The organism is Lysobacter defluvii IMMIB APB-9 = DSM 18482 (assembly GCF_000423325.1).
Classification (GTDB): Bacteria; Pseudomonadota; Gammaproteobacteria; order Xanthomonadales; family Xanthomonadaceae; genus Novilysobacter; species Novilysobacter defluvii.
This window is the reverse complement of sequence record NZ_AUHT01000008.1, coordinates 66,537-92,890: the sequence shown is the minus strand read 5'-3', so window position 1 is coordinate 92,890 and position 26,354 is coordinate 66,537. Positions and strand designations below refer to the sequence as shown.

General features: G+C 71.0%; 22 protein-coding genes. 8 read left to right on the top strand and 14 right to left on the bottom strand.

Features of this window, described 5'->3' with window-relative positions; genetic code table 11:
• Positions 1-69: 69 nt before the first annotated feature.
• The 3 genes from G545_RS0108295 to G545_RS0108285 are packed head-to-tail and all read right to left on the bottom strand — an operon-like array spanning position 70 to position 4,266.
• Positions 70-1,131 (bottom strand): lipocalin-like domain-containing protein, encoded by a 1,062-nt coding sequence (locus tag G545_RS0108295; protein ID WP_027069968.1) that lies wholly within the window; start codon positions 1,129-1,131, stop codon positions 70-72.
• On the bottom strand, positions 1,121-3,583 hold the full coding sequence (locus G545_RS0108290) for an ABC transporter permease (protein WP_027069967.1): 2,463 nt from the start codon (positions 3,581-3,583) through the stop codon (positions 1,121-1,123). Before G545_RS0108290 ends, G545_RS0108295 begins: the two co-directional genes overlap by 11 nt.
• Positions 3,580-4,266 carry an ABC transporter ATP-binding protein gene (locus G545_RS0108285; RefSeq protein WP_027069966.1) on the bottom strand — a complete coding sequence of 229 codons (687 nt, stop codon included), beginning with the start codon at positions 4,264-4,266 and terminating at the stop codon, positions 3,580-3,582. Before G545_RS0108285 ends, G545_RS0108290 begins: the two co-directional genes overlap by 4 nt.
• A gap of 130 nt (positions 4,267-4,396) precedes the next feature.
• Between G545_RS0108285 and G545_RS0108280 the strand changes: the two genes are divergently transcribed.
• The 4 genes from G545_RS0108280 to G545_RS14150 all read left to right on the top strand — a co-directional run bounded on the left by G545_RS0108280 (position 4,397) and on the right by G545_RS14150 (position 7,476).
• Positions 4,397-4,909 (top strand): ferritin-like domain-containing protein, encoded by a 513-nt coding sequence (locus G545_RS0108280; RefSeq protein ID WP_027069965.1) that lies wholly within the window; start codon positions 4,397-4,399, stop codon positions 4,907-4,909.
• 129 nt (positions 4,910-5,038) lie between these two features.
• Positions 5,039-6,295, top strand: coding sequence for a sensor histidine kinase (locus G545_RS0108275; RefSeq protein ID WP_027069964.1), 1,257 nt, complete (start codon positions 5,039-5,041; stop codon positions 6,293-6,295).
• Positions 6,288-7,076 (top strand): LytR/AlgR family response regulator transcription factor, encoded by a 789-nt coding sequence (locus G545_RS0108270; protein WP_027069963.1) that lies wholly within the window; start codon positions 6,288-6,290, stop codon positions 7,074-7,076. The genes G545_RS0108275 and G545_RS0108270 overlap by 8 nt, the downstream gene beginning before the upstream one ends.
• A 13-nt stretch (positions 7,077-7,089) precedes the next feature.
• Positions 7,090-7,476: a hypothetical protein gene (locus G545_RS14150; protein WP_036136614.1), complete on the top strand. Its 387-nt coding sequence runs from the start codon at positions 7,090-7,092 to the stop codon at positions 7,474-7,476.
• Between the two features lie 90 nt (positions 7,477-7,566).
• Here the strand turns inward: G545_RS14150 and G545_RS14145 are convergent, their stop codons facing one another.
• The 7 genes from G545_RS14145 to rsgA all read right to left on the bottom strand — a co-directional run bounded on the left by G545_RS14145 (position 7,567) and on the right by rsgA (position 19,246).
• Positions 7,567-9,015 (bottom strand): PQQ-dependent sugar dehydrogenase, encoded by a 1,449-nt coding sequence (locus tag G545_RS14145; protein WP_081677799.1) that lies wholly within the window; start codon positions 9,013-9,015, stop codon positions 7,567-7,569.
• Complete coding sequence (locus G545_RS0108255) at positions 9,012-9,437, bottom strand: DUF2231 domain-containing protein (RefSeq protein WP_027069962.1); 426 nt, start codon at positions 9,435-9,437, stop codon at positions 9,012-9,014. Before G545_RS0108255 ends, G545_RS14145 begins: the two co-directional genes overlap by 4 nt.
• 125 nt (positions 9,438-9,562) lie before the next feature.
• Entirely contained in the window at positions 9,563-11,437 is a 1,875-nt protein-coding gene (locus tag G545_RS0108250) for a DUF885 domain-containing protein (RefSeq protein ID WP_027069961.1), read from the bottom strand.
• Positions 11,438-11,643: 206 nt separating this feature from the next.
• A complete protein-coding gene (gene aceE / locus G545_RS0108245; RefSeq protein ID WP_052106633.1) occupies positions 11,644-14,349 on the bottom strand; it encodes a pyruvate dehydrogenase (acetyl-transferring), homodimeric type in 2,706 nt (901 codons plus the stop codon).
• A 146-nt stretch (positions 14,350-14,495) separates the two neighbouring features.
• Positions 14,496-16,778, bottom strand: coding sequence for an NADP-dependent malic enzyme (locus G545_RS0108240; protein ID WP_027069959.1), 2,283 nt, complete (start codon positions 16,776-16,778; stop codon positions 14,496-14,498).
• An 84-nt stretch (positions 16,779-16,862) separates the two neighbouring features.
• Entirely contained in the window at positions 16,863-18,071 is a 1,209-nt protein-coding gene (locus tag G545_RS0108235; RefSeq protein WP_052106634.1) for a flavohemoglobin expression-modulating QEGLA motif protein, read from the bottom strand.
• Between the two features lie 122 nt (positions 18,072-18,193).
• Positions 18,194-19,246, bottom strand: a complete 1,053-nt coding sequence (rsgA, locus tag G545_RS14140; protein WP_052106635.1) for a ribosome small subunit-dependent GTPase A — start codon at positions 19,244-19,246, stop codon at positions 18,194-18,196.
• A gap of 125 nt (positions 19,247-19,371) precedes the next feature.
• Here rsgA and G545_RS0108225 point away from each other — a divergent pair, with 125 nt between their 5' ends.
• The 3 genes from G545_RS0108225 to G545_RS0108215 are packed head-to-tail and all read left to right on the top strand — an operon-like array spanning position 19,372 to position 21,995.
• Entirely contained in the window at positions 19,372-20,625 is a 1,254-nt protein-coding gene (locus G545_RS0108225; RefSeq protein WP_027069957.1) for an aminotransferase class I/II-fold pyridoxal phosphate-dependent enzyme, read from the top strand.
• A 12-nt stretch (positions 20,626-20,637) separates the two neighbouring features.
• Positions 20,638-21,267, top strand: coding sequence for an SGNH/GDSL hydrolase family protein (locus G545_RS0108220; RefSeq protein WP_027069956.1), 630 nt, complete (start codon positions 20,638-20,640; stop codon positions 21,265-21,267).
• The gene (locus G545_RS0108215) at positions 21,264-21,995 is read left to right on the top strand and encodes a methyltransferase domain-containing protein (protein ID WP_043711569.1); all 732 of its coding nucleotides are present in this window, start codon (positions 21,264-21,266) and stop codon (positions 21,993-21,995) included. Before G545_RS0108220 ends, G545_RS0108215 begins: the two co-directional genes overlap by 4 nt.
• A gap of 15 nt (positions 21,996-22,010) precedes the next feature.
• Here G545_RS0108215 and G545_RS0108210 read toward each other — a convergent pair whose 3' ends face one another.
• From G545_RS0108210 to G545_RS14135, 3 genes are read right to left on the bottom strand one after another with little or no spacing between them, the layout of a single operon-like run.
• Complete coding sequence (locus G545_RS0108210; protein WP_027069954.1) at positions 22,011-22,796, bottom strand: polysaccharide deacetylase family protein; 786 nt, start codon at positions 22,794-22,796, stop codon at positions 22,011-22,013.
• 44 nt (positions 22,797-22,840) lie between these two features.
• Complete coding sequence (locus tag G545_RS0108205) at positions 22,841-23,608, bottom strand: ABC transporter permease (RefSeq protein WP_027069953.1); 768 nt, start codon at positions 23,606-23,608, stop codon at positions 22,841-22,843.
• Positions 23,605-24,519, bottom strand: coding sequence for an ABC transporter ATP-binding protein (locus G545_RS14135; protein WP_036137693.1), 915 nt, complete (start codon positions 24,517-24,519; stop codon positions 23,605-23,607). The genes G545_RS0108205 and G545_RS14135 overlap by 4 nt, the downstream gene beginning before the upstream one ends.
• Before the next feature lie 195 nt (positions 24,520-24,714).
• On the opposite strand from G545_RS14135, the gene grxD reads away from it, so the two are divergent.
• Positions 24,715-25,650, top strand: a complete 936-nt coding sequence (grxD, locus tag G545_RS0108195; protein ID WP_027069952.1) for a Grx4 family monothiol glutaredoxin — start codon at positions 24,715-24,717, stop codon at positions 25,648-25,650.
• Here the strand turns inward: grxD and G545_RS0108190 are convergent, their stop codons facing one another.
• The gene (locus tag G545_RS0108190) at positions 25,651-26,199 is read right to left on the bottom strand and encodes a DUF924 family protein (RefSeq protein ID WP_027069951.1); all 549 of its coding nucleotides are present in this window, start codon (positions 26,197-26,199) and stop codon (positions 25,651-25,653) included.
• Positions 26,200-26,354 lie beyond the last annotated feature (155 nt).

Genomic DNA, 26,354 nt, shown 5'->3' with positions numbered 1-26,354 from the left:
GACACCACCGGCGGGATGCTGGCGTCCCGCCCGGAGAACGACCATGGTCCGCACACCCCGCAGACCGCGTCAGTAGCCCGTCATCTCCAGGTAGCCCACGCCGGAGGCGCTGCCCCGCACCCGTACCGGGCCCTCCCAGTACGGGGTGCCCAGCTCCATCCAGGCGTCCGGGTTGAGGGCGGAGACCTCGACTTCGAAGTCCTGCGCCGGAATGGCCAGGGTCCAGTGGATCGGCACGTCGCGATCGGCGACCGTCGCCTGCGCAATGGCCTCCAGTCGCACGTCGCCGGCCTCCAGCGCCGTCGCGGTGCCATCGGGCTCGATCCAGGTGCCGCTGAGGTAATGCCCGCCGCCGGCGTGCCGCAGCTGGAACAGCATCAGCCGCCCACCCCCGTCCAGGCGCAGGGAGAACCAGTCCCAGCCAAGCTGGTCGCCGGCCAGCGGCTGGCTGCTCCACTCCCGGTCCATCCACGCCGGTCCGCTGACCTCGACCCGGCGCCCGTCGATCTCCAGTTCCCCGCTCGCATGCAGGAAGGGGTGGCTGTAGTAGTACGAGGCCTGGCCGTCGCGGGACTTCAGGCTGAAGCCGCCGTCGCCCTGCAGCACCAGCGGGCCGCGCGACGCGAGCTGCAGCGAGAAGGCGAAACCGTCGCCGCCGGCCCGCACGTGCATGCCGGTTTCCGGCCGCCCGGCAAGGGTCCAGTCGTCGATCCAGGCGCGAAAGGAGGCCGCCTCCGCGCCGGCCTGCCCCACCCCGCCGCGGGCCAGGCGCTCTGCAGCCCGATGATCGTCCGCGGTGGTGACGCCGGCATGGCCCATCCAGATGTTGCCGTCGTCCCAGCCGGGCGAGTCCGCGTCGGGGCGCAGTCCGTAGCGGAACAGGGTCCACTGGGTGCCGTAGTCGTTCCCCTGCGCGTCCCGGAGATTGGCGGTGACGTACCACCACTCGATGCGGAAGCCCGGGTGGGCGCCGTGGTCGGCGGGGAAGACGAACTCCCGGCCGGGTTCGACCTGGGCGTATTCGTCGCTCGTGCGCCCGAGGCCCGCGAAGCCTTCCGGCGCCGCAGGCTCCCCGCCGCCGCACCCCGCCAGCAGCAGGACCGCGGCCAGCATCCGCCCCCTAGCGCTCATTGGCGAACACTCCAAGCAGGTCCAGCGGGCGGCTGCGCCACAGCTTCCACAACGGCCATGCCGACGCCAGCCAGGTGGCAAGCAGCGCCCAGCCCGCCAGCTCCAGCAGCTGCGCCGGGAACACCCGCAGCGGCAGCCGCCAGCCGAAGGCCTGCACGTTGATAACCGCCACCAGGCACCACGCCAGCAGGATGCCCAGCGGCAGTGCGAGCACCAGCGTCAGGCCGGCCAGCAGCCACGTCTGCCCGGCGTTGAGCCGCATCAGCCGGGCGCGCTCCACGCCCATCGCCCAGAGCGGCGCCAGCTGTGCCAGGCGCCCCTCGGCCTGGGTCAGCAGCGCGATGAACAGCGCCACGCCCGCGACGCCCAGGGTCAGCGTATTGAGCGCGGTGGTGGCGGTGAAGGTGCGTTCGAATACCTGGGTCGCCCAGCCCTTCAGCCGCGACTGGTCGACCACGCGATCCTCGCCCAGTGCGAAATCCTGCTGCAGGCGGACCGCGATCGCATCGACCTGCTCCGGCGCCACCCGGGCGGCGATGCGCGTGACCGGAACGCCGGGCCAGCGCCGGCGCACTTCCTCGATGTCGGCGAGGACGTGGCCACGGGGATTGCCGTAGTCGGCATACACGGCCACCACCCGCGGGTGCCATTCACCCGCCGGGGTCGCCAGCCGGACGGTGTCGCCCAGGCCCACCCCGAGGCGCCGCGCGAGCTGCTCGCTCAGCATCAGCGTGCCGCCCCCGGCCAGCGCGTCCCACGGACCGTCCCGCGCCTGCAGCAACGGCCAGTGCCGGCGGTACAGCGGGTCGTCCGGGATCCCGGCCAGCTCGACCGGGCCGCCGGCGATGTCCAGCTCCAGGTCCACCACGGCGGTAGTGGCACGCACCGACGGCTCCGCCTCCAGCGCCGCCAGCACCGCGTCCGCCTGGGCCTGGTCGCGCGGGCGCACGTACAGCTCGGCGGCAAGCCGCTGGTCCAGCCAGCCGGTGAAGGTCTGGCGGAAGCCCTCGGTCATGCTGCCGGCGCCGACGTTGGCCGCCAGCGCCAGCAGCAGGGCCATGAGCGCAAGGCTGAGCGCCGGAAGCTGCTGGCGCGCGTCGGCGATGAACCAGGCCGCGAGCGGGGATCGACCCGTGCCGGGCAGCAGGCGCAGCAGTGTGTTGAGCAGCAAGGGCAGCGCGAGCGCGGCGGCGAGCAGCACGCCGCCCAGCAGCACGAACCCGCTGGCCAGGCTGTCACCGAAGGCCCACGCCAGCAGCGCCGCCAGTGCCGCGAGCCCGGCCACCGCGCCTTGCCGCAGCAGCCACGCGCGGTGCGCCTGCACCCAGGCTTCGCTCCCGGCCAGCGCCAGCAGCGGCAGGCGCGCCGCCCGCCACAGGCTGGTCGCGCCGGCAAGCAGGGCGCCCAGCAGCGCCAGCCCCAGCCCGGCCAGCCACCACGCGGGGCTGAGCGTCAGCTGCCCGCCGATCTCCGCGCCGTACAGCCCGCGCAGGCTTGCGGCGACGTCGGGCAGCAGCGCACCGGCGATCAGGTAGCCGCTGGCCACCCCCGCGAGGCCGCCCAACACCGCCAGCACGCCCAGCTCGGCCACCAGCGCCGCCAGCAGCACCCGGACCTCCACGCCACTGGCACGCAGGGTGCGAAGCAGCGGCCGGCGCTGCTCCAGCGCCAGGCCGATCGCCGCGTGCACGATGAACAGGCCGACGGCAAAGGCCAGCAGGCCAAGGGCGGTGAGGTTGAGGTGGAAGCTGCCGGTGAGCCGGTCGAGCTCGTTTTCGCCACTGCGCTCCCAGCGCAGGCGGGTATTCCACGGCGCGGGCAGCGTGCCCTCGGCGTCCGCGGGCAGCAGCAGCCGCGTGATCTCGCCGCGGGCCTGCAGCACCCGTTCGGCCACGCCGATATCGACCAGCACCGTGCCCGGTGCCATGTCCGGGCGGACCTGGAGCGGCGGCAGGCGCTCCCCGTTGTCGAGCATCGGAGCGTCGCCTTCCTCCAGTCCGGCGTCGGCCAGCGTCTGCGCCGCGACCCACGCCTGCCCCGGCGGGCTGATGAAGTCGACGAGGCCGGCCTCGCCGAGTGACTCGCCGGCCATTTCGCTCCCCGGGGGCAGGCTCAGGGGCTCGACGCCGAGGATGCGCAGGCGCGGCCCCGCTTCGGCCAGCTGGACACGCCCCTCCAGCACCGGCGAGACCGGCCACCCCTGCCGGCGCAGGTCGCCGAAGGCGGCCCGCGGCAGCGGTCGGCCATCGGCCGGCTCCAGGCGCGCGTGCGGCGTGCCGCCCACCAGTTCGCTGGCCAGGGCGTAGCTGGCGCGCGCCTGCGCGTTGATCGCCAGCACCCCGGTCAGCAGCGCGGTCGCCAGCCACAGGCCGGTGAACAGGCCGAAGAACTGCACCGGATGGCGGTGCCAGTGGCCGGCCAGCGCATGCAGGGTCCAGCCCAGGACGCTCATGGCGGCGACGGCGCGGATGCGCCTGCGGCCGGGTGCACGCGTCCGGCGCGCAGCACCACGGTCCGCTGCAGCCGGGCGGCGACGGCAGGACTGTGCGTGACCATCAACAATGAGGCGCCGCTGCCCTCGACCAGCGACAGCAGGAGGTCCAGCACCTCGCCGGCGGTCGCCTCGTCCAGGTTGCCGGTCGGCTCGTCGGCGAGCACCAGCGGCGGCCGCGAGGCCAACGCCCGCCCCAAGGCGACGCGCTGCTGCTGCCCGCCGGACAGCTGCTCCGGATAGCGCCCCAGCAGCGCCCCCAGCCCAAGCCGATCGACCAGCTCGGCCTGCCAGCGCGGATCGTGGCGCCCGGCCAGCCGTGCCTGGAAGGCGAGGTTGTCGGCGACCGTCAGGCTGCCGACCAGGTTGAACTGCTGGAAGATCAGCCCGATCCCGCAGCGCCGCCACCGCGCCAGCCCGCGCTCGTCCATTTCGTGCAGCGCCTGTCCGTCGGCCAGGATCGCACCGCGGTCGGCGCGGTCCAGCCCGGCGACCAGGTGCAGCAGCGTGCTCTTGCCGCTGCCCGACTCGCCCATCAGCGCCAGGCTCTCGCCCCGGACAAGTTCCAGATCCACGCCCTGCAGGACCGGCAGGATGCCCTGCGGTGTCGGATATCCCTTGTGCAGGCGTTCGATCTTCAGCATCGGGCGGGCGCCTCGCTCGGCCGCGCGTCGGCCATGCCCCGAGCCTACCCTCCGCGGGGTTTCACGCGCGCACTCCGGGCCTTTAACGCCGGCCACGCCAGCATGGTCGTTCCCCACGAAAGGAGCCCCCATGGACAAGACCGCGACCGAACGACTCACCCAATGGCTGCGCGATGCCCACACGATGGAAACCGAGGCCGAGACCATGCTCAAGGCCCTGTCCTCCCGGATCGAGAACTACCCGGAGCTGCGCCAGCGCATCGACCAGCATGTCGAGGAAACCCGCAACCAGGCCCGCCGCATCGAGGCGCGGCTGGAGGCCATGGACTCCAGCCCATCCTCCGTCAAGGACACCGCGGCGAGCGCCATGGCCTCGCTGCACGCCGGCGGCAACGCGATGATGAGCGACGAGGTCGTCAAGGGACTGGGCATGGCGTACGCCTTCGAGCACATGGAGATCATCAGCTACCGCAACCTCATGTACGCGGCCGAGCAGTACGGCGACAGCGCGACCGCCGAGCTGTGCCGGCAGATCATCCCGGAAGAGGAGGCGATGGCCGACTGGCTGGCCCGCCACCAGCAGACCCTGGTCCAGCAGTTCCTGGCCCGCGAACAGACCGACGGCGCCACCGCCAAGCACTGACCGCGCGCGACCCGCTGGTCGCCAAAACACGCGTTTCGTCGGCGTATCCGGCGCCCCGTCTGATCGGGCGCCCGGGACACCGCGCTGCTCGCTATTCTCGGCCGCAATCGAACTTCGGGACCCCCGGCCGTGATCAAGAGCAGCTTCTTCGTCCTGCGCCTCGCCATCGCCTGGATGCTCGGCATCGCCCTGGTGGCGGCGCTGTGGTCGAACCTGCCGCTGATCGGCTGGATCGAGTGGCCGATCGTGGTGGCGGGCATGATCACGATGGCGCTGGTGGTGGCGGGCGCCCTGTCGCACCTGGGCCGGGTGCGTCTGATCGCCGGGCGAATCGACCGGTCCACGCTGGCCAACCGGCAGCGCCGCCAGATCGAGGTGCCCTTCGAGGCGGGCGAAGCCTTCGACCTGCTCGACGCCGCGATCCGGGAGCTGCCCCGCATCGAGGAAGTCGAGAGCGCGCGCGACAGCCTGCAGGTGCGGGCTCGGGTTGGCCGGCCGAGGACCTACGGCGAGCATTCGCTGGGCCGCTGGAACCCGTTGCTCTGGTGGTTCGGGACGCCGCGCAACCAGATCCTGGCCACCGTCACGCCCGGCGACGACAGCGGCAGCGTCACCCTGATCTGCGAGCCGGAAAGCCCTGCCTGGAGCGACTGGTTCCTCGTCGACGATGCCACCAACTTCGAGAACGCCGAGGCGATCACCCGCGCCATCACCCGCCGGGTCGCCGAGCGCAGGCGGGGGGAAAAGGCCGAGGCCGCCCAGACCGCGACCGAGAAGGAGCTCACGGTTGCCCGGCTCAGCCTGCTGCACGCCCAGGTCGAGCCGCACTTCCTCTACAACACCCTGGCCAGCGCGCAGCTGCTGACCCGCAGCGACCCGGCGCGGGCCGACGAGATGCTCGGGCACCTGATCCAGTACCTGCGGCATTCCCTGCCCAGCGCGGACGAGGCGATGTCGACCCTCGGCGCCGAGCTCGAGCGCGCGATCGCCTACCTGGAGATCCTGAAGATCCGGATGGGCCCGCGCCTGGACGTGCAGGTCGACATCCCCGAGCCGCTGCGCGCCACCCCGCTGCCGCCGATGATGCTGCAGACCCTGGTGGAGAATGCGATCAAGCACGGCCTGGAGCCGCGCACCGGCGGCGGCACGGTCTGGATCCGGGCCCGCGCCAGCGACGGCCAGGTGGCGGTGACGGTTGCCGACGATGGCGAGGGCTTCAACACCCGCACCAGCGGGACCGGCATCGGGCTGAAGAACGTCCGCGAGCGGCTGCGGCTGGCATTCGGCGGAGCCGCCTCGCTCTCGGTGGTGGCCAATTTCCCGGCCGGGGTCGCGGCCACCCTCTCGGTGCCGGCACGGACCATCCGCGAGGCCTCCCATGCCTGAGCACGCCCCGACCTGCATCGTCGCCGAGGACGAGGCGCTGCTGCGCGCCGAACTGCTCGGGCAACTCGCCAGCGCCTGGCCGCAACTGCGGATCGTGGCCGAGTGCGAGGACGGCGCCAGCGCGGTCGAGGCGCTCGCCGAGCACCGGCCGGACGTTGCCTTCCTCGACATCCGCATGCCAGGACTGGGCGGGCTGGAGGTCGCCGCGGCCGCGGTCGAGGCGAGCCCGTCGACGCAGATCGTGTTCGTCACCGCCTACGACCAGTACGCGGTCGATGCGTTCGAACGCGGCGCGGTCGACTACCTGCTCAAGCCGATCAAGCCGGCCCGCCTGGCCGCCACCATCGGCCGGCTGCAGGCACGCAGCGGCAACAACGAGGCGGCCGCGCTGGCGGGGCTGCTCGAGCGCCTCGGCGCCCACCCCGGACTCGCCACGCGGGCGGCCGACGCACCGCCGCCACTGACCTGGATCACGGCCAGCGCCGGTCGCGAGACGCGACTGATCCTGGTTGACGAGGTCGCCTACTTCCGGGCCGACAACAAGTACACCAGCGTCGTCACCGCCGAGGGCGAGGCGCTGCTGCGCACGCCGATCAAGGACCTGCTCCCCGTGCTCGATCCCGACACCTTCAAGCAGATCCATCGCTCGACGATCGTCAACATGCGGGCGATCGCGGGCGTGGTCCGCGACGACAGCGGACGCGGCACGGTCCGGCTGAAGTCCCGGCCCGAAACCCTCCCGGTCAGCGCGCCGTTCATGGCGCTGTTCCGGCACATGTGACCCGGGGTGCCCCATGAATACCTTGCTTGCGCTCTGCGCCTTCCTGCTGTCGCTGGCCGGGATCGATTTCGGCAGCGGCGACTACGTCCACCAGCTGCACCGGGGTGACACGGAGGTGCTGCACAGCCGGGCCCGGGTGGAGGCCGGCGTGGGACACTTCGAATGCGTCCACAGCAGCAGCGGGCGCTGCCACTACACGGTGTACCCGCGCGCCTGCACGACGGGTGCTTCCTGCGGCCTGCGCCCGTTGCGGAGCTTTGCCCTGGACGCGGGTGACAGCCGGCAGCTTGCCGGCCTGGCGCACGTCCAGCTCTGCGTGGGGACCGGTACTTCTTCGTCGCCCGATGCATGCAGGGGACCCGTCGCAATCCGGACGCACGACGGACTCGCAAGCCGCTGAGGCGCCTCTCCCGGGGCGCGTCGTGGCCACGCCAAAAAGCAGCGCCCGGGCATTTGCCCGGGCGCGCGCAACCTGCTCAGAGCAGGTGGGTCAGTCGGACGTCCCGGCCGACCCGGCCGACGCTTCACGAGCCTCGCCGTTGGCCGGCTCCGCCGCGTCCGTCGCGCGGGGCTCCGCGGCATCGCCACCTGTCGCGCCCGGCCCTATGGCGGCGGCCGCATCGCCGGCACCCTCCGCCTGCGGCACGTCGAACGGCTGCGTCGGGGTCACCCGCCAGATGATGTTGGCCAGGTCGTCGGCGACGATCAGCGCGCCACGCGGATCCACCGTCACGCCCACCGGACGGCCGTAGGTGTTGTCGTCGTCGCGGAAGCCGGTCACGAAATCGATCGGGTCGCCGTACGGCCGACCGTTGCGGAACGGGACGAACACGACCTTGTAGCCGACCGGCACGCTGCGGTTCCAGCTGCCGTGCATGCCAACGAAGACCCCGTCGGAGAACTCCGGACCCATCGCCGGGACCGAGAAGTCCACGCCCAGCGTCGCCGTATGCGAGCCCAGGGCGTAGTCCGGGGTGATCGCCGAGGCGACCTTTTCCTCGTCCTGCGGCATCACCCGCGGGTCGGGGTTCTGGCCCCAGTAGCTGTAGGGCCAGCCATAGAAGCCGCCCTCCTGCACCGCAGTCAGGTAATCGGGCACCAGGTTGGGGCCGAGTTCGTCGCGCTCGTTGACCACCGCCCACAACTGGCCACTGCCGGGCTGGATGGTCAGCGCAGTCGGGTTGCGCAGGCCGGAGGCGTACTCGCGGTGCATGCCGGTGAGCGGATCGATCTGCCAGATCACCGCGCGGTCCTGCTCGGCAGTCATGCCACGTTCGGTGATGTTGCTGTTGGACCCGATACCCACATACAGGTAGCGCCCATCGGCGCTCGCGGTCATGGCCTTGGTCCAGTGGTGGTTGATCTCCGAAGGCAGCTCGGTGACGGTCACCGGCGGGCCGCTGGCCTGCGTCTGGCCCTCGTTGTACTCGAAGCGCACCAGCGCGTCCTGGTTGGCCACGTAAATGCGATTGTCGATCATCGCCAGGCCGTAGGGCGCGTTGAGGTTGTCGGCGAAGACCGTCTGCAGCTCATAGGTGCCGTCGCCGTCGGCGTCGCGCAGCAGGGTGAGGCGATTGCCGCTCGTCACCGAGGTGGTCCCGGCGGCTTTGATCGGGCCGGCGACCACGTCCTTGGGCTTGAGTCTCGGCGCATTGCCGCCACGGCCCTCGGCCACCAGGATGTCGCCGTTGGGCAGCACCAGTGTCTGCCGGGGGATCAGCAGGTCGGTCGCGATCGCGGACACTTCGTAGCCTTCCGGCACGACCGGCATGCGGTCGCCCCACTCCGCCGGGTTGGCGATGACCATGCTCGGCAGCAGGCCGCGCTCGTACTCGCCCAGTTCCGGGTCGGTGCCGTAGTTGGGCGGCGGCGGTTCGCTCCCGCAGGCGGCCAGCACGACCGCGGCGGCAAGGGCGGAAACAGTGATGCGGCGGTTCATCGCACACCTCCCACGCGGCGTCCGGAAAGGGCGAGCCATGCCGCGACCGCGGCAAGCACGAACACGATCAGCGACAGGATCGGCGCCTCGGGCATGATCGCCCAGGCATCCTGGCCGTGGACCAGGGCGTTGATGAAGCCCAGCACGAAGGTCGCCAGCACGACCAGGAAGTACAGCACCGAGCGGCCGGCGCGGTGCCGGACCAGGTCCACGATCGAGAGCACCAGGACGATGCCGCACAGCACCATCCCCCCGACGATCAGCCAAGAGGAGAAGTTGCTCCACTGGATGTGGTACGAGTTCGCGTAGGTCCAGTCGGTGATCAGCGCACCGAGGAACAGCGGGACCATGCCCGCGGTGAAAAAGGCATGTAACGGATGTACCGCCACCAGATGATGTGGGCGGTCGGGTGTGACGGCCATGCGGCACCTCCTTGCGGGCAGCTGAATGCGATCACACCAGCATAGGGGCCGTGGAGGCGAAGCGAAGGGCCCGGCGTGGAACGATCCAGTGCGCCGGGCCCGTTGATGTTCCGGTTGCGGCGGTATCAGGCCTGCTTCTGCTCCGCGATCCACTGGTCGATCCGGCGCTCCAGCAGGGTCAGCGGCATCGCGCCGCCGCCCAGCACCGCGTCGTGGAAGGCGCGGATGTCGAACGCGTCCCCCAGCTCGCGCTCGGCCCGGGCACGCAGCTCCTGGATCTTGATCATGCCGATCTTGTAGCTGGTCGCCTGGCCCGGCCAGGTGATGTAACGACGCACCTCGGCCTCGATCGCCGGCAGCGGGATCGAGCTGTTCTGCGCGAAGTACTCCACTGCCTGGTCCTGGGTCCAGCCCTTGGCGTGCAGGCCGGTGTCGACCACCAGCCGGATCGCGCGCCACATCTCCGAGGTCAGGCGGCCGTACTCGGAGTACGGGTCGGTGTAGGTGCCGGGCATCTCGCGGGCCAGCCACTCCGAGTACAGGCCCCAGCCCTCGGAGTAGGCGCTGAACATGGCCTGCTTGCGGAACTCCGGCACGCCCTCCAGCTCCTGCGCGATGGCGATCTGCATGTGATGGCCCGGCAGCCCCTCGTGGTAGGCGATGACCTCCAGTTCGGTCTTCGGCATCGCGTCCATGTCGGACAGGTGCGCGTAGTAGATGCCGGGGCGCGATCCGTCCGGGGTGCTCGGGTAGTAGTGCTGCGCCGCGCCGTCGACCTCCCGGAACGGCTCCACGCGCTTGACCACCAGGTCCGCCTTGGGCAGCAGGCCGAAGTAGTTGGGCAGCTGCTCCTTGATGGTCTCGATGGCGGCGGTGGCGTCGTCGATGTAGGCCTGCCGCCCCTCGTCGGTGTTGGGGTACTTGAACTGCGGGTCGGTGCGGACGAACTCGAAGAACGCCTTCAGGTCGCCCTCGAAGCCGACGCGCTCCTTCAGCGCCTCCATCTCCCCGCGCAGGCGCTCGACCTCGTCCAGCCCGATCTGGTGGACTTCGTCGGGCGTGAGGTCGGTGGTGGTCGAGGCACGCAGCCGCTCGGCGTAATAGGCCATGCCGTTGGGATGGGTCGTGCCGACGCCGGACGGATTCTCGAGCGCGTTCGGCAGGTCGGCCTGGAACCAGCCGATGACCTCGTCATAGGCCGGCTTGACCGCCTCCAGCAGCGCCGCGCGCGCCTGTTCCTTCAGCTCGCCCGCACGGTCCCCGTCGATCTTGCCGGCTTCCACCAGCGCATCCGCCTTGGCCTGTGCGTCCGCCCACAGCGCGCTGTCCTCCCCTTCGGTGAAGGGTGCGCCGGTGATGACCTTGCTGCCCTGCTCGATCACCCCTTCATGGGCGAACCGCGGCGGACGGATGCCCAGTTCGGCCGAGCGGCGCACGTGGTCCATCAGCTGCCCGAAGGCGCGCGGTGCCTCGCGCAGCCGGGCGATGTAGGCCTCGTAGTCGGACTCGTCCTCCACCTTGTGGAAGCCGATCATGAAAGTCGGCAGCGTCGACTGCATGCCGCCCATCTGCTCGAACGGGTACTGGTGATCGGCGAAGCGGAAGGCGGACTCGCCCGACTCCACCTGGTACTCGAACAGGTCCCACGACAGCTTCGCGTCCGGGGTCAACGCGTCGTAGTCGAAGCTGGACTTCATCTCCTCCAGCGCGGCCCGGCCCCAGGCGAGCTGGCGCTCGGCAGCGGCACGGGACATGTCGTCGAGCTCGGAGTACCGGTCCTTGCGCCCGAGGAAGGTCATGCGGATCGGGCTGAACTGCAGCTGCTCCTCGTACTTGCGCTCGAACCAGGCGTTCAGGCGTGCGGTTTCGGAGGTGGCTTCGGCTTCGCCCTGGCTCGTGGCGGCCTGCTGGGAGACAGCCTGGGCGTCCGCCAGCGCCAGCGACGGGTACGCGGCCAGCAGGGCGAGGGACAGGGCGGATACGGCGAGGGTGCGGCGCATGGTGACCTCTGGCGTTCGGCGGGGATGGGTTCCCGGGAAGGCCGATCATGCACAAGGGGCGTGCGCGGTGCACCGTGCCGGAAGGTGGGTCCGGGGTGCGGGGGCGCAAGGAGAAAGGCGGCCTTGTGGCCGCCTTTCGTCACCTGGGCTTTTACGCAGGCCCTCACCCCGGCCCTCTCCCGCGAGCGGGAGAGGGGGAAGGGCGGTTACGCCAGCAGCGGATTCGGCTTGTCGGTGTCGATGCCGTACTCCTTGATCGCCCGCGCCACGTCCTTCGGCGTCATCTTGCCCTCCGCGGCAAGCGCCACGATCGCGGCGTGGGCGACGTGGTAGCGGTCGACCTCGAAGTGCGCGCGCAGGTTGGCGCGGGTGTCGGAGCGGCCGTAGCCGTCGGTGCCCAGCACGGTGTAGCGCATCGGGACGAAGGCGCGGATCTGCTCGGCGAACAGGCGCACGTAGTCGGTCGCTGCAATCGCCGGACCCTGGCGGCCCTCCAGCAGCTGCGTCACGTACGGCTTGCGCGGGTCCTTCGCTTCCGGGTTGCGGGCCTGCTCGCGGACGGCGGCGTTGCCGTCGCGGGCCAGCTCGTTGAAGCTCGGGCAGGACCAGATGTCGGCGGTGACGCCGAAGTCCTTCTCCAGCAGCCCGGCGGCGGCGATCACCTCGTTGAGGATGGTGCCGCTGCCCATCAGCTGGACGCGCATCTCGCCCTTCTTCGGCTTGCCGCCGTCCTTCAGCAGGTACATGCCCTTGATGATCCCCTCGGCGCTGCCCTCGGGCATCTCCGGGTGGGGGTAGTTCTCGTTCATCAGGGTCAGGTACCAGTACTCGTCGACCTGGTCCTCGAGCATGCGCTTCATGCCGTGCTGGAACAGGGTGACGACCTCGTAGCTGAAGGTCGGGTCGTAGCTGCGCACGTTGGGGATCAGGCCGGCCTGGATCTGGCTCTGGCCGTCCTCGTGCTGCAGGCCCTCGCCGTTGAGCGTGGTCCGGCCGGCGGTGCCGCCCAGCAGGAAGCCGCGGGCGCGCATGTCGCCGGCTTGCCAGGCGGCGTCGCCGACGCGCTGGAAGCCGAACATCGAGTAGTAGATGTAGCAGGGCAGCAGCTGCAGGTCGTTGGTCGAGTAGCTGGTCGCCGCCGCCATCCAGCTGGCGAAGGCGCCGGCCTCGGTGATGCCTTCCTGCAGCACCTGCCCGGACTGGTCCTCGCGGTAGTACATCAGCTGGTCGCGGTCGACCGGCTTGTACTTCTGGCCGTGCGGGGCGTAGATGCCGATCTGCCGGAACATGCCCTCCATGCCGAAGGTGCGCGCCTCGTCGGCGACGATCGGCACGATGCGCGGGCCCACCTGCTTGTCGCGCAGGGTGATGTTCATCGCCTGCACGAAGGCCATGGTGGTGCTGATTTCGCGGTCGCCGGTGCCCTTGAGCAGGCGCTCGTAGGTCGACAGCTCCGGCACCTTCAGGCTCTCGCTGGCCTTGCGCCGGCGCTGCGGCAGGTAGCCACCCAGCGCGCGGCGGCGCTCCTTCATGTACTGGACTTCCTCGGAGTCCTCGCCCGGGTGGTAGAACGGCACCTGGCCGTCGGCCAGCTGCTTGTCGCTGATGGGCAGGTTGAAGCGGTCGCGGAACAGCCGCACCGCCTCGTCGTCCATCTTCTTGGTCTGGTGGGTCGGGTTCAGCGCCTCGCCCGAGGCGCCCATGCCGTAGCCCTTGACGGTCTTGGCCAGGATCACCGTCGGCATGCCCTCGGTACGCACCGCCTGGTGGTAGGCGGCGTAGACCTTGTGCGGGTCGTGGCCGCCACGGTTGAGGCGCCAGACGTCCTCGTCGCTGAGGTTGGCGACCAGCTGCGCGGTCTCCGGGTACTTGCCGAAGAAGTTCTCGCGGGTGTACGCGCCGCCGAAGGCCTTGCAGTTCTGGTACTCGCCGTCGACGGTTTCCATCATCAGCTGGCGCAGCTTGCCGCTGGTGTCACGGGCCAGCAGCGGGTCCCAGTAGCTGCCCCAGATGTTCTTGATCACGTTCCAGCCGGCGCCGCGGAACACGCCTTCCAGCTCCTGGATGATCTTGCCGTTGCCGCGCACCGGGCCGTCCAGGCGCTGCAGGTTGCAGTTGATGACGAAGACCAGGTTGTCCAGGCCCTCGCGGCCGGCCACCGAGATCGCGCCCAGGGACTCGGGCTCGTCGGTCTCGCCGTCGCCCAGGAAGCACCAGACCTTTCGGTCGGTCTTCGGCATGAGGCCGCGGGCCTCCAGGTACTTCCAGTTGCGCGCCTGGTAGATGGCGGCGATCGGGCCCAGCCCCATGGAGACGGTCGGGGTCTGCCAGTAGTCGGGCATCAGCCACGGGTGCGGATAGGACGGCAGGCCCTTGCCGCCGGTCTCCATGCGGAAGCAGTCCAGCTGCTCCTCGGTGATGCGGCCTTCCAGGAACGAGCGGGCGTAGATGCCCGGCGAGCTGTGGCCCTGGATGTACAACAGGTCGCCCGGGTGGTCCTCGGACGGGGCGCGCCAGAAGTGGTTGAAGCCCACGTCGTACAGGGTCGCGCCGGAGGCGAAGCTGGCGATGTGCCCGCCCAGGTCGCCCGGCTTGCGGTTGGCGCGGACCACCATGGCCATGGCGTTCCAGCGGATGATCGAGCGGATCTTCCATTCCAGCGCGTGGTCACCGGGGCTCTTGGCCTCCATGTGCGGCGGGATGGTGTTGATGTACTCGGTGGTGGGGGCGAACGGCAGGTGGGCGCCGGCGCGGCGGGTGACCTCGACCATGCCCTGCAGCAGCTGGTGGGCACGCTCCGGGCCGTCGTTCTGGATGACGGCGCTGACCGAGTCGATCCACTCCTGGGTCTCGGCCGGATCGGGATCGTCCTGGAACAGGGCTGCAAACGGGCTTTCGTACGTCGTGGTCATGCGCCTCGCGGCCCCTTGGCCGCGCCTCGTAAAGTGTGGGGGCTGGTACGCCCGATTCTACCAGCGGGCCGGCCGGGCCCGGATTGCCGCGTGCGTCCGCTGCGGGCCGGCCGCGCGGGGCCGCGCGGCCGGGTGTTCCGTGCCGGTCACCCGCGCCGGCTGGCGCGGATCTGGGCGTCCATGGCGGCGATGGCGGTGACGTTGACCACCCGCCGCGAGGTCGCGTCGGGGGTCAGGATGTGCGCCGGCTTGTCCAAGCCCATCAGGATCGGGCCGATGGCCACGCCGTCGGTCGCCACCCGGAACATGTTGTAGGTGATGTTGGCCGCGTCCAGGTTGGGCAGCACGAACAGGTTGGCGCGGCCGGACAGCGTGGTGTTGGGGAAGACCCGCCGGCGCAGGGCGTCGTTCCAGGCGGTGTCGGCCATCATCTCGCCGTCGACCTCCAGCTTGGGGAAGCGCCGGGCGAGGATCTCGCGCACCTGCCGCATCTTGGCCGCCGAGGGGTTGTCGTGGCTGCCGAAGTTGGAGTGCGACAGCAGCGCCACCTTCGGCTCGATCCCGAACAGCTTCAGCCGGTAGGAGGCCTGCATGGTGGCCTCGGCGATCTGGTCCGCGGAGGGGTCGTACTGCACGTGGGTGTCGAGGAAGAACCAGGCGCCCGCGTCGTTGATCACGCCGGTCATCGCGGCGGTGCCGGTCACCCCACGGTCGAAGTCGAAGATGCTGCGCAGGTAGCCCAGCTTCTTGTGGAAGCGCCCGACGATGCCGCAGATCAGCGCGTCGGCCTCGCCGCGCTCGACCATCAGCGCGGCGATCAGGGTCGGCCGCGAACGCACCAGGGTCTTGGCCGCGTCGATGGTCACGCCGCGGCGCTCGGTCAGCGCGTGGTACTGCTGCCAGTACTCGGGGAAGCGCGGGTCGTCGTTGATGTTGGTCAGCTCGAAGTCCACGCCCTCGCGCAGGCGCAGGCCCAGCTTCTCGATGCGGGCGTTGATGACGTCCGGGCGGCCGATCAGGATCGGGCGCGCCAGGCCCTCGTCGACGACGGTCTGCACCGCGCGCAGCACCACCGGCTCCTCGCCCTCGGCGTAGGCCACGCGCTTGCGGTCGGCGCGGGCACGGTCGTAGACCGGCTTCATCACCAGGCCGGTGCGGTGGATGAACTGGCGCAGCTGCTCGCGGTAGGCGCCCATGTCGGCCATCGGCCGGGTGGCCACGCCCGAGTCCATCGCCGACTGCGCCACCGCCGCCGACAACTCCACCATCAGCCGCTGGTCGAAGGGCCGCGGGATCAGGTACTCCGGGCCAAAGGTCGGCACCTCGCCGCCGTAGGCCGCGCCCAGGTCGGAGGCCTCCTTCTGGGCCAGGTCGGCGATGGCGTGCACGCAGGCCAGTTTCATCGCCTCGTTGATGCAGGTCGCGCCCACGTCCAGCGCGCCGCGGAAGATGTAGGGGAAGCAGACCGCGTTGTTGACCTGGTTGGGGTAGTCCGAGCGTCCGGTGGCGATGATCGCGTCCGGGCGCACCGCCTTGGCCGCCTCGGGCAGGATCTCCGGGTGCGGGTTGGCCAGCGCCAGGATCACCGGCCGCTCGGCCATGGTCGCGACCATCTCCGGCTTGAGGATGCCGCCGGCGGACAGGCCCAGGAACACGTCCGCGCCCTCGACGATTTCCGCCAGGCTGCGCTTGTCGGTGTCACGGGCGTAGCGGATCTTGCCTTCGTCCAGGTTGTCGCGGCCGGTGTGGATCACCCCGTCGCGGTCGAAGGCGAGGATGTTCTCCGGCTTCACCCCCAGCGCCACCAGCATGTCCAGGCAGGCGATGCCCGCGGCGCCCGCGCCGGTGGTGGCCACGCGCACCTGGCCGATGTCCTTGCCCGCCACCTTGAGCGCGTTCAGGACCGCGGCGCCGACGATGATCGCGGTGCCGTGCTGGTCGTCGTGGAACACCGGGATCTTCATCCGCTCGCGCAGCTTGCGCTCGACGATGAAGCACTCCGGCGCCTTGATGTCCTCCAGGTTGATGCCGCCGAAGGTCGGTTCCAAGCTGGCGATGATGTCGACCAGCTTGTCCGGGTCGCGCTCGTCGATCTCGATGTCGAACACGTCGATGCCGGCGAACTTCTGGAACAGCACGCCCTTGCCTTCCATCACCGGCTTGCTGGCCAGCGGGCCGATGTCGCCCAGGCCCAGCACCGCCGTGCCGTTGGTCACCACCGCCACCAGATTGCCGCGCGCGGTGTAGTCACGCGCCGCGCCCGGGTCCTGGACGATCTCCTCGCAGGGATACGCCACGCCCGGCGAGTACGCCAGCGCCAGCTCGCGCTGGGTCACCAGGGCCTTGGTCGGGGTGACCTTGATCTTTCCGGCCGGGACCTGGCTGTGGTAGTCGAGGGCGGCCTGCTTGAAGTCTTCGGGGCTGGACATGGACGGCAATCGGGGGGCGAGGGGCGGAAACACCCGATTCTAGCGGCCCCCCGCCTTTCCGGGCGTGCCGTTCCCGGCCGCCGGTCAGATATCCAGGAAGCCCGCGTCGTCGATGGCCTGCAGCTGGATGCGATTGGCGAACAGCGAGAACGCCAGCATCCCCGCCAGCCCGTTGGCCCGCGCCAGCCAGCGCGGGATCCAGCGCGGCGGCAGCAGCACCCCGGCCTCGAACAGGGGTACGAAGCGCTGCACGTCGCCAAGGGTCATCTTGCCGGCGAACAGCCAGCGCCCCAGCCGCAGCTGCCGGGTCCGCAACGCCCAGCGGTAGAAGGTGTGCACGCCCACCAGCCCGCGCAGGTACACGGTGTCCTTGGTGAAGGCCGCCCCACCGGTCACGGGCATCCCGCGGAACACCCGCTGGGCGGACGCGGCGCCCTCCTCCGGCGGCTGCCCCGCCTCCAGGAAGTAGCGGAACACCTCGACGAAGTCGGCGCCCTCCATCGCCATCGCCACCGCCTCCACCCGCAGGCTCAGGCGCTTGATGCGCTCGATGTCGAGGTTGCCGGTGGCCTGCTCGGCGAAGGTCGCCAGCCCTTCCTGGGTCGCGGTGACCCGGGGCGAGGACAGGCCCAGGCTGCGCAGTACCGGCTGCTCGTCGCCGTTGAGCGCGGTGAGCGAGTGGACGAAGGCCTCGTGCTCGCGCAGCTGGTGGCGGTCGTACTCGGTGAAGGCGGCGCCGGTACGCAGCCGGATGCGGGTCGCGCCGGCAGCGGCCTTGGCCACCAGGTCCGGGTCCAGCACCACCTCGATCACCCGCTCGTTGAAGTAGTCGTCCAGGTCGCGCTGCAGCTGCATCGCCAGCGAGGTGGCCGAGATCGGCCATTGCTCGGACGGGGACACCAGGCCGCGGTGCAGTTCGTCGGCGACGGCGATGAACTTGCGCGCCGCCCAGCGCACGCCCGGGCCGTGGCCGGGCAGCGGGGACTCGGGATGGCCGTACAGCCGCACCGACAGATCGCAGGCCTCGTCGGTGCCCAGGCATTCGCACAGCCGCGCCGCGGTTTCCCAGCTGCGGGCGGACTCGATCAGGTACGCGCCCATCGGATGACCCGGGTCCGCGGCGCGGGCGACCGCCTCCAGTTCGGCCCGCTCCTCGGAGAAGTCGTGCCGCGGGTACTTGACCACCGGCAGCCGGGTGACCCCGCGTGCATGGTCGGCGAGGAAGCCGTCCAGCACCCGCGCTGGCCAGCTGGCCAGCGCCAGCAGCCGGATGCCGGACGCGGCCCGGAGCATCCGCTCGTCGAGCCGGGCGTGATGGACGATGTCGGGCGCGGTATGGGGCACGCGCCGAACCTACCCACCCGCACGTGCACGCCCCGTAGGGTGCGACCGGCGCAACGCTGTATCGCCTCGCCCTATTGCACCCTGCGCCCGGCGAGCTGGCCGGCCGCGGTGGCGACCTCGCCCTGGAGCTTGCGGTAGTTCGCCAGCCGCTGCGGGTCCAGGTTCCCGGTCGCGATGGCGGCCATTACCGCACAGCCGGGCTCCTTCAGGTGCCGGCAGTCACGGAAGCGGCACTCCAGCGCGAGTTCGGCGACATCGGCGAAGTTGTCGGCGACGTCCTCCTCGCCCGTCGGCTTGAGCTCCCGCATGCCCGGGGTGTCGATCAGGCAGGCGCCGCCCGGCAGCGGGATGAGCGCGCGATAGGTGGTGGTGTGCCGGCCCCGCGAATCGGTGCTGCGCACCTCGCCGGTCTTCATCAGCTCCTCGCCGGCCAGCGAGTTGGTCAGGGTGGACTTGCCCGCCCCGGAGCTGCCGACCATCACCACGGTCGCGCCTGGCTGCAGCCAGGGCCGCAGCGCGGCGACGCTGTCGGGTTCACGTGCATCCACCGCGCGCACCGGGACCTCGGCGCTGGCCAGCGCGGCAATGGTCGCCACCGCGCCGGGAACATCGGCCGCGTGGTCGGCCTTGGTCAGCACCACCACCGCCTGCGCACCACTGCCCTTGACCAGCAGCAGGTAGCGCTCGATGCGGCGGGGATTGAAGTCCTTGTCCAGCCCGCAGACCACGAACACGGTGTCCACGTTGGCGGCGATCAGCTGCTGCTTGTAGTGCTCGCCCGCCGCGGCGCGCTTGATCGCGCTGCGCCGCGGCAGCAGGGCGACGATCTGCATCACGTCGCCGGAGCGCTCCACCAGCACCCAGTCGCCAACTCCCGCGCGGGCTTCCGGCGGAATGCCGCCCTTGCGGTAGCTCGGCCGGCGCTGCCACTCCGCCGGCGACTCCACCGGGAAGCTGTCGTCGGGTCCCTCGGCGACCACGTAGCCGCTGCGGTGCTGCTCCACCACGCGGGCGGGGCGCGCCTGCGGATGTGCCTCCAGGCACTCGCGCCACTCCGGGACGGCCACCTGCCCGTGGTCGTCCAGGGGCCAGCCGATCTCCTGAAGGGCGTGGGGCTCAGACATGCAAGGGGCGGCGTGCCGGTAACATCCGCCGATTCTAGGGGGCGCGGGGTGCCGGGCGCACCCGATAACCCTCCTGCAGCGGCATTCCGATACGCTGGCGCCTTTCGCCCGACACCGACCGCCCCGTGTCCATCCCCGTCCTGAAGATCCGCACCCGCCTGTCCGAGGTCCGCTACGAAATCCGCGGTGAGCTCGCCCGTCGGGCCCGCGAGCTGGAGGCCGCCGGTCGTACCCTGGTCAAGCTCAACATCGGCAATCCCGGGGCGTTCGGGTTCCGGGCGCCGGCACACCTGCAGGAGGCAGTCGCCGGCAACATCGCCGCTGCCGATCCCTACACGCACCAGCAGGGGCTCCCCGCAGCGCGCGAGGCGATTGCCGCCTTCCACCGTGCACGTGGCACCCCGAATGCGTGCCCGGAGCGGGTCTTCATCGGCAATGGGGTCAGTGAGCTGATCGACCTGTCGCTGCGCGCGCTGCTCGACCCGGGCGACGAAGTGCTGCTCCCGGCGCCGGACTATCCCCTGTGGTCGGCAGCCACGATCCTCAACGACGGTGTACCCGTCTACTATGACTGCCGCCCCGAGCACGGCTTCCTGCCGGATCCGGCGCAGATCGAAGCACGCATCACCCCGCGCACCCGCGCGATCGTGCTGATCAACCCCAACAACCCCACCGGCGCCAGCTATCCGCGCGTGCTGCTGGAGCGCATCGCCGCCATCGCCGCCCGCCACGGGCTGCTGCTGATGGCCGATGAGATCTACGACTCGATCGTCTACGACGGCACCACGTTCCAACCGCTCGCGCCACTGGCCGGAGAGGCGCCGTGCCTCTCGCTTGGTGGACTGAGCAAGGTCCACCGGGCCTGCGGCTGGCGGGTGGGCTGGGCGGTGCTGTCGGGTGACCCGATCGCCTGCGGCGACTTCCACCACGCGATGGACCTGCTGGGTGCGCTGCGGCTGTGCGCCAACGTACCCGGGCAGTTCGCCATCGGGGCGGCGCTGCATGGCGAGGCCACGATCGCCCCGCTTTGCGCCCCGGGCGGGCGACTGCACGAAGCAAGGCGCGCGGTGATCGAGGCCGTGGAGGCCAGCGAGCACCTGTCGCTCGTGCCGCCCGGCGCCGCCCTCTACGCGTTCCCGCGGGTCGTGGGGCCGGCGGCACGCGGATTCGACGACCACCGCTTCGCCCTGGAACTCCTGGAAACAGAGGGCGTGCTGGTGGTTCCCGGGTCGAGCTTCAACGTTGCCTGGCGCGATCATTTCCGCGTCACCCTGCTGCCCGAGCCGGACGTGCTGCGCGACGTGTTCGCGCGCATCGACCGGGTACTTTCCCGCCACGCCGCGGCTGGCCACGCCCGCCGCAGCGGGGCGATTGCCTGACCGGAGCCCGTCATGGCCACCGACCCGCATGCCCTCACCTATCTCGCGCTGGGCGACAGCTACACCATCGGCGAGGGGATCGACTCCGCCGACCGCTGGCCGGTCCGGCTGACCCTGGCACTGCGCGGGGAAGGCGTCCCACTGGAGTTCCCGCGCACGCTGGCGACCACCGGCTGGACCACCGACGAGCTCTCGGCCGCGATGGACCGGGCCACCCCGCCGCTTGGCGTCTACGACTTCGTGTCGCTGCTGGTGGGGGTCAACAACCAGTACCGCGGCCGCAGCGCGGCGGACTACCGGGGCGAGTTCCTCGGGCTTCTGCAGCGTGCGATCGCGCTCGCCGGCGACCGCACGGCGCGGGTGATGGTGCTGTCGATCCCGGACTGGGGCGTGACCCCGTTCGCTGAACGCAACGCGCGCGATGCGGCCACGATCGCCTCGGAGCTCGACGCGTACAACGCGGTCGCCGCGGAGCTGTGCGAGGCGCATGGAGTGGCGTTCGTCGACATCACCGGCATCAGCCGCGAGCACGGGGGTGATCCGTCGATGCTGGTCGAGGACGGCCTGCATCCCTCCGCGGCGATGTACGGCCTCTGGGTCAGGCAGGCGCTGCCGGTCGCGCGCGGGCTGCTCGCCGCATGAGCGTCGCCGCCACCCCGGCGGACCCGGCCGCGCGCCCCGTGCCGGCGGAGCTGGCGCGTCGGATCTCCGCGGCGTTTGGCCCGGAGCACTGGTACGGCAACCGCTGGGACCTTCACTACACGCGGGCCAAGCTGGGCAGTGATCCGCTGTATCCCGGCGTTTGCGCGGCCCTGCGCGGCAGCGGCGCCCCGGTCCTCGACCTGGGATGCGGGCTCGGCCTGCTGGCGCACGCGCTGCGCGCCGACGGCCAGGCCATGGCTTACCGCGGGATCGACCTGGACGCGGCCAAGATCGCCCGCGCACGCCGCGCCGCCGCCCGTGCCGGGCTGGCGGACGCGATGTTCGAGGCGCAGGACCTGGCCGACCCGGCGTTCGACCTGGCCAGCCTGGGCCACCACGGGAACGTTGCGGTGCTGGACGTGCTGCAGTTCGTACCCGCCGAAGCCCGCCGGCCTTTGCTGGAGAAGATGACCGCGATGCTCGCGCCCGGCGCGCGGCTGGTGATCCGCACCGGCCTGGCCGACGGCAGCCGGCGCGCGCGCATCACCCGGGCAGTGGACGTGTTCTCGCGCGTGGTCGGCTGGATGGGGGCCACGCCGGGCGGGTATCCGGAGCCGGAGATGCTGCGCGCCGCATTCGACGCCGCCGGTTTGCGCAGCCAGTTCACCCCCCTGTACGGCCGGACCCCGTTCAACAACTGGCTGGTGGTCGCGACGCGGGACGCCTGAGCCGGACGCCGCCGTTCACCCCGTCGTCCGGCCCGGAACCACGGGCCGGTACCCGCGCCGTGCCAGCATTTCGAGCAAGCGCTCCACGGTCTCCACGTTGCGCCCGTGCCGGGCGCCTTCGTGCAGCAACACGATGGCACCTGGGCCCAGGTCGCGCCCGATCCGAGCGATGACCTTGGCCGGATCCCGCTCCAGCGCATCGAACCCGCGCGCGCTCCAGGCCACCCGGGCCAGCCCGTGCCGGCGCAGCGGGGCGGCAAGGAAGGGGTTGGCCATGCCGACTACGGCCCGGAACCAGCGCGGTGGGGTCCCGGCCAGGCGGGTCAGCAGCTCCTGCGCCTCGGCGACTTCGCGCTGCATCCGCCGCGGGCCCAGCGCCCAGAACCACGCCTGCGGATGGTGCTGGCTGTGGTTGCCGACCTCGTGCCCACGGCGGACGATCTCGCGCACCAGCTCCGGCCGCGCCGCGGCGCGCTCGCCCACCAGGAAAAAGGTGGCCGTGGCGCCGTGCGCGTCCAGCAGGTCGAGGATCGGCAGGGTGTCGTCCGAGGGTCCATCGTCGATCGTCAGCCACACCGCCGGCTCGTCCGTAGGCAAGCGGGCGAGCACCGGTGCGAACAGCCGCGAGTCCGGCTTCATCACCCCCCAGAAGAACAAGCCGTGGCTGGCCAGCAGGAGTGCCAGGCCCGCCGGCCAGCCCCACTGCCACCAGGCCAGCGCCACCAGCAGTTGCGATGCCAGCGCGACCGGAAACCACGCATGCGGACGGCGTGGTGGGCAGTGCAGGTCGGGGGAGGCCATGACCTGGATCATGCTAGCCGAGCGGGTCGGCGGCAGCGTCATGCCTACTCCGGATCACGGCGGAGCAGCAGCGCGAGCGCGGCCAGCCCGGCCAGCAGTGCGCCCCCGGCTCCCGCCACACTCAGCGCCTGCATCCGTTCGCCGTCGTCGAAGAGCGTGGCCACGGGCATCGACCACGGGTAGAACTTGCCAAAGCGCTCGGACTGGCCGATCAGGAACCCGGCCACCGTCGCGGCCATGCCGGCACCCACGGCGACGGTGAAGCTGGACCAGCGAAGCGCGATCCAGAGCTGTAGCGCCATCATCAGTCCCGACGCGGCCAGGATGGCGCCCACGCGTGCCAACAGGAACGCCCACGGCACCGGGCCGGCGATTCCCAGCGCCGGCCTAGCCTCGCCCACCAGCCATCCGCCGAGCGGCGCCAGCACCAGCAGCACGAGGTGGGCGCCCGCGACGAGGCACGCCATCGCCGTCGCCTTGGCCGCGTAGTGGTGCCAACGCGGCACCGCCAGTGCGAACAGGTGCTTCCACTGGCGGTTGCCGTGCTCCAGTGCGGCGAGCAGGGCTGCCTGGAGGGTGATGTACAGCGGTAGCATCAGGAACGCCCACAGGCCGAGCACGCCCTTCAGGTAGGACTCCCAAACCGCCGCGGTGGGCGGAGTCCCCCGGTCCCCGAGGGGCATCAGGCCGAACTGCAGTACCACCACGCCCACAACCAGCGCGGGCGAGACCAGGCACATCCACGCCGCCAGCGTGCCGCGGAGCTTCAGGAACTCCGCGGCACATGCGCCGCGCAACGTCGCTCCGCTCATGCGTCCTCCAACTCGTCGGAACAGGTCAGGTCGAAGAACATCGACTCCAGCCCCGGCCGCACACGGTAGAAGGCGCTCAGGGGGGCCGCACGCTCCACCAGGGCGCGCAACAGCGACTGGTCGTCCATGATGCTTTCCTCCACGAGCGTTGCGCCATCCGCCAATGGGCGGGCGGCGATTCCCAGTTCCGCCAGGTGCGCGAGCAGCACGCCGGGGTCACCGCTCTCCAGCCTCAACGGCCTCCTGGAGCGCCCCCGCAGCTCCTCCATGGTCCCCTGGAATCGCAGCCTGCCGGCCGTGATCACCCCTACGTGCGTGGCCACCTGCTCGACCTCGCCAAGAAGGTGGCTGGACAGGAACACGGTCAGGCCCGTGTCGTCGACCAGGCTCCTGATCAAGGCGCGCATCTTCAGGGTGCCCGCGGGGTCCAGCCCGTTGCCAGGTTCATCCAGGATCAGCAGTTGCGGCGAGCCTAGCAGCGCGAGCGCCAGGCCCAGCCGCTGCCGCATCCCCAGCGAGTACGCGCAGACCTTGCGGTCCGCGGCCGACAGCAGCTCGACCCGCTCAAGCGCCGCATCGACGGCGCGACCCGGCAGGCCGAGCAGGCGACGGCTGACCTCGAGATTGCGTCGACCCGTGAGATGGGGGTACAGCGAAGGCGCCTCCACCAGTGCCCCCACGCTTGCGCCCCCGCGCGGATCGCCCGCCACTTGTTCGCGGCCGGCGATCGTGATCGTGCCGGCCTGCGGCCGAAGCAGCCCCAGCAGCAGCCGGATGGTCGTGGTCTTCCCCGACCCGTTGGGCCCCACGAAGGCGTAGACCCCGCCTGCGGACACCTGCAGGTCGAGGTCGAAGACCCCGTGTTTCGCGTCATGCCGGTAGTGAAGACCCCGGGTTCGGATCGCATCCATGCTGGACTCCTTCAGACGGGTTCGAGATTGTGCCGGGTCAGGACATCGCGGTACCTGAGAGGCCAGCGCGACCGGAAGCCACGCATGCGGACGGCGTGGTGGGCAGTGCAGGTCGGGGGCCATGACCTGGATCATGCCAGCCTCAGGATGGCCTCGTTACACTGCCCGCTTCCCCCGCGTCACGGAACGTTTGCCATGCAGCTCGACCCCGCCCTGCGTTCGCGCATCGAAAGCCTCCTGAACGACAACCGCGTCGTCCTGTTCATGAAGGGTGAGCCGCGTGCGCCGCAATGCGGCTTCTCCGCCAAGGCCGCCGGTGCGCTGGCCGCGACCGGGGTCGAGTTCGCCCACGTCGACGTGCTGCAGGACCCGGAGATCCGCGAGGGCATCAAGGTCTACGGCCAGTGGCCGACCATCCCGCAGCTGTACATCGGCGGCGAGCTGATGGGCGGCAGCGACATCATCGAGCAGATGGCCAACTCCGGCGAGCTCTACACCGCCCTGGGCGTGCCCGCGCCGGACCGCACCCCGCCGGAGATCACCATCGGCCCCGAGGCCGCGGAGATGCTGCGCCAGTCCATCGAGAACGCCGGCGAAGGCTACGCGCTGCAGGTCGAGGTCGACCCGCGCTACAACGCGCGCCTGCAGCTGGCGCCGGTGGACGCCTCGGCGATCACCACCGAGGCCGCCGGGCTGAAGGTGCAGTTCGACCTGGCCAGCGCCCAGCGCGCGCGCGGCATGTCGATCGACTGGGTCGACGACGAGCGCGGCCGCGGGCTGGTGATCGAGAACCCCAACGCGCCGCCGAAGGTGAAGGCGATCGCGCCCGCCGAGGCGGCGCGCAAGGTGGCCGCGGGCGAACTGCTGCTGGTCGACGTGCGCCCGGCCGCCGAGCGCGACCAGGCATCGGTCAACGTGCCGTTCCGCACGCTGGACCGCGAGGACGGCGGTGCCGCCGAGCTGGAGCAGCTGCCCAAGGACACCGCGATCGCGTTCCTGTGCCACAGCGGCCAGCGCAGCGGCAAGGCTGCCGAGCACTTCCGCGGCCTGGGCTTCACCGAGGTCTACAACGTCGCCGGCGGCATCGATGCCTGGGCACAGGACGTGGACACCACCATCCCGCGGTACTGATCAGCCCGAGAACCCGCCCTCGTCCAGCCACGCCTGCTCGGCGGGCGTGGTGGGCCTGCCCATCAGTGCGTTGCGGTGCGGGAAGCGGCCGAAGCGCTCGATGATCGCGTGGTGGTGGCGCGCCCACTTGTCGGCATCCGGCCCCTCCAGGGACTGGTGCAGCTCGACCGCGCGCTGCTGGTCCAGCAACTGCTCGGAGTGGGTGAACGGCAGGTAGTAGAAGAAGCGCAGGCGGGCGTCGGCCTGCATGTCATGGCCATGCCCGATCGCCCGCTCGGCGACGGCGCGCGCCATGGGATCCGTGGCGTAGGCGTGGGCGCTGCCGCGGAACACGTTGCGCGGGATCTGGTCGAGCAGCAGCACCAGGGCCAACGACCCGGTCGCGTCCCGCTCCCAGTCGGCCAGTTCGGCGCGGCTCGCGGCCATGTGGGTAGGCAGCAGGCGCTCGCGGCACAGCGCGTCGAACTCCGGCCCGCCGCGGAACCACTTTTCCTCCCCGGCCTGGCGCCAGAATTCAACGACGTCCGCGGCGGCAACGATCCCGGTCATGGCGTGTTCCCGATGGTGGATTCGCCGCAACCGTAGCAGCCGCCCGACACGGCAAAGTAAAAGCGCCGCGTCGTGACATTGGTTGGGTTGGCCCCGCACGGGGGCACGGCTACGGTGGGGCATCCGGCACCCTGCCGGCGAACTCGACTGGGGAA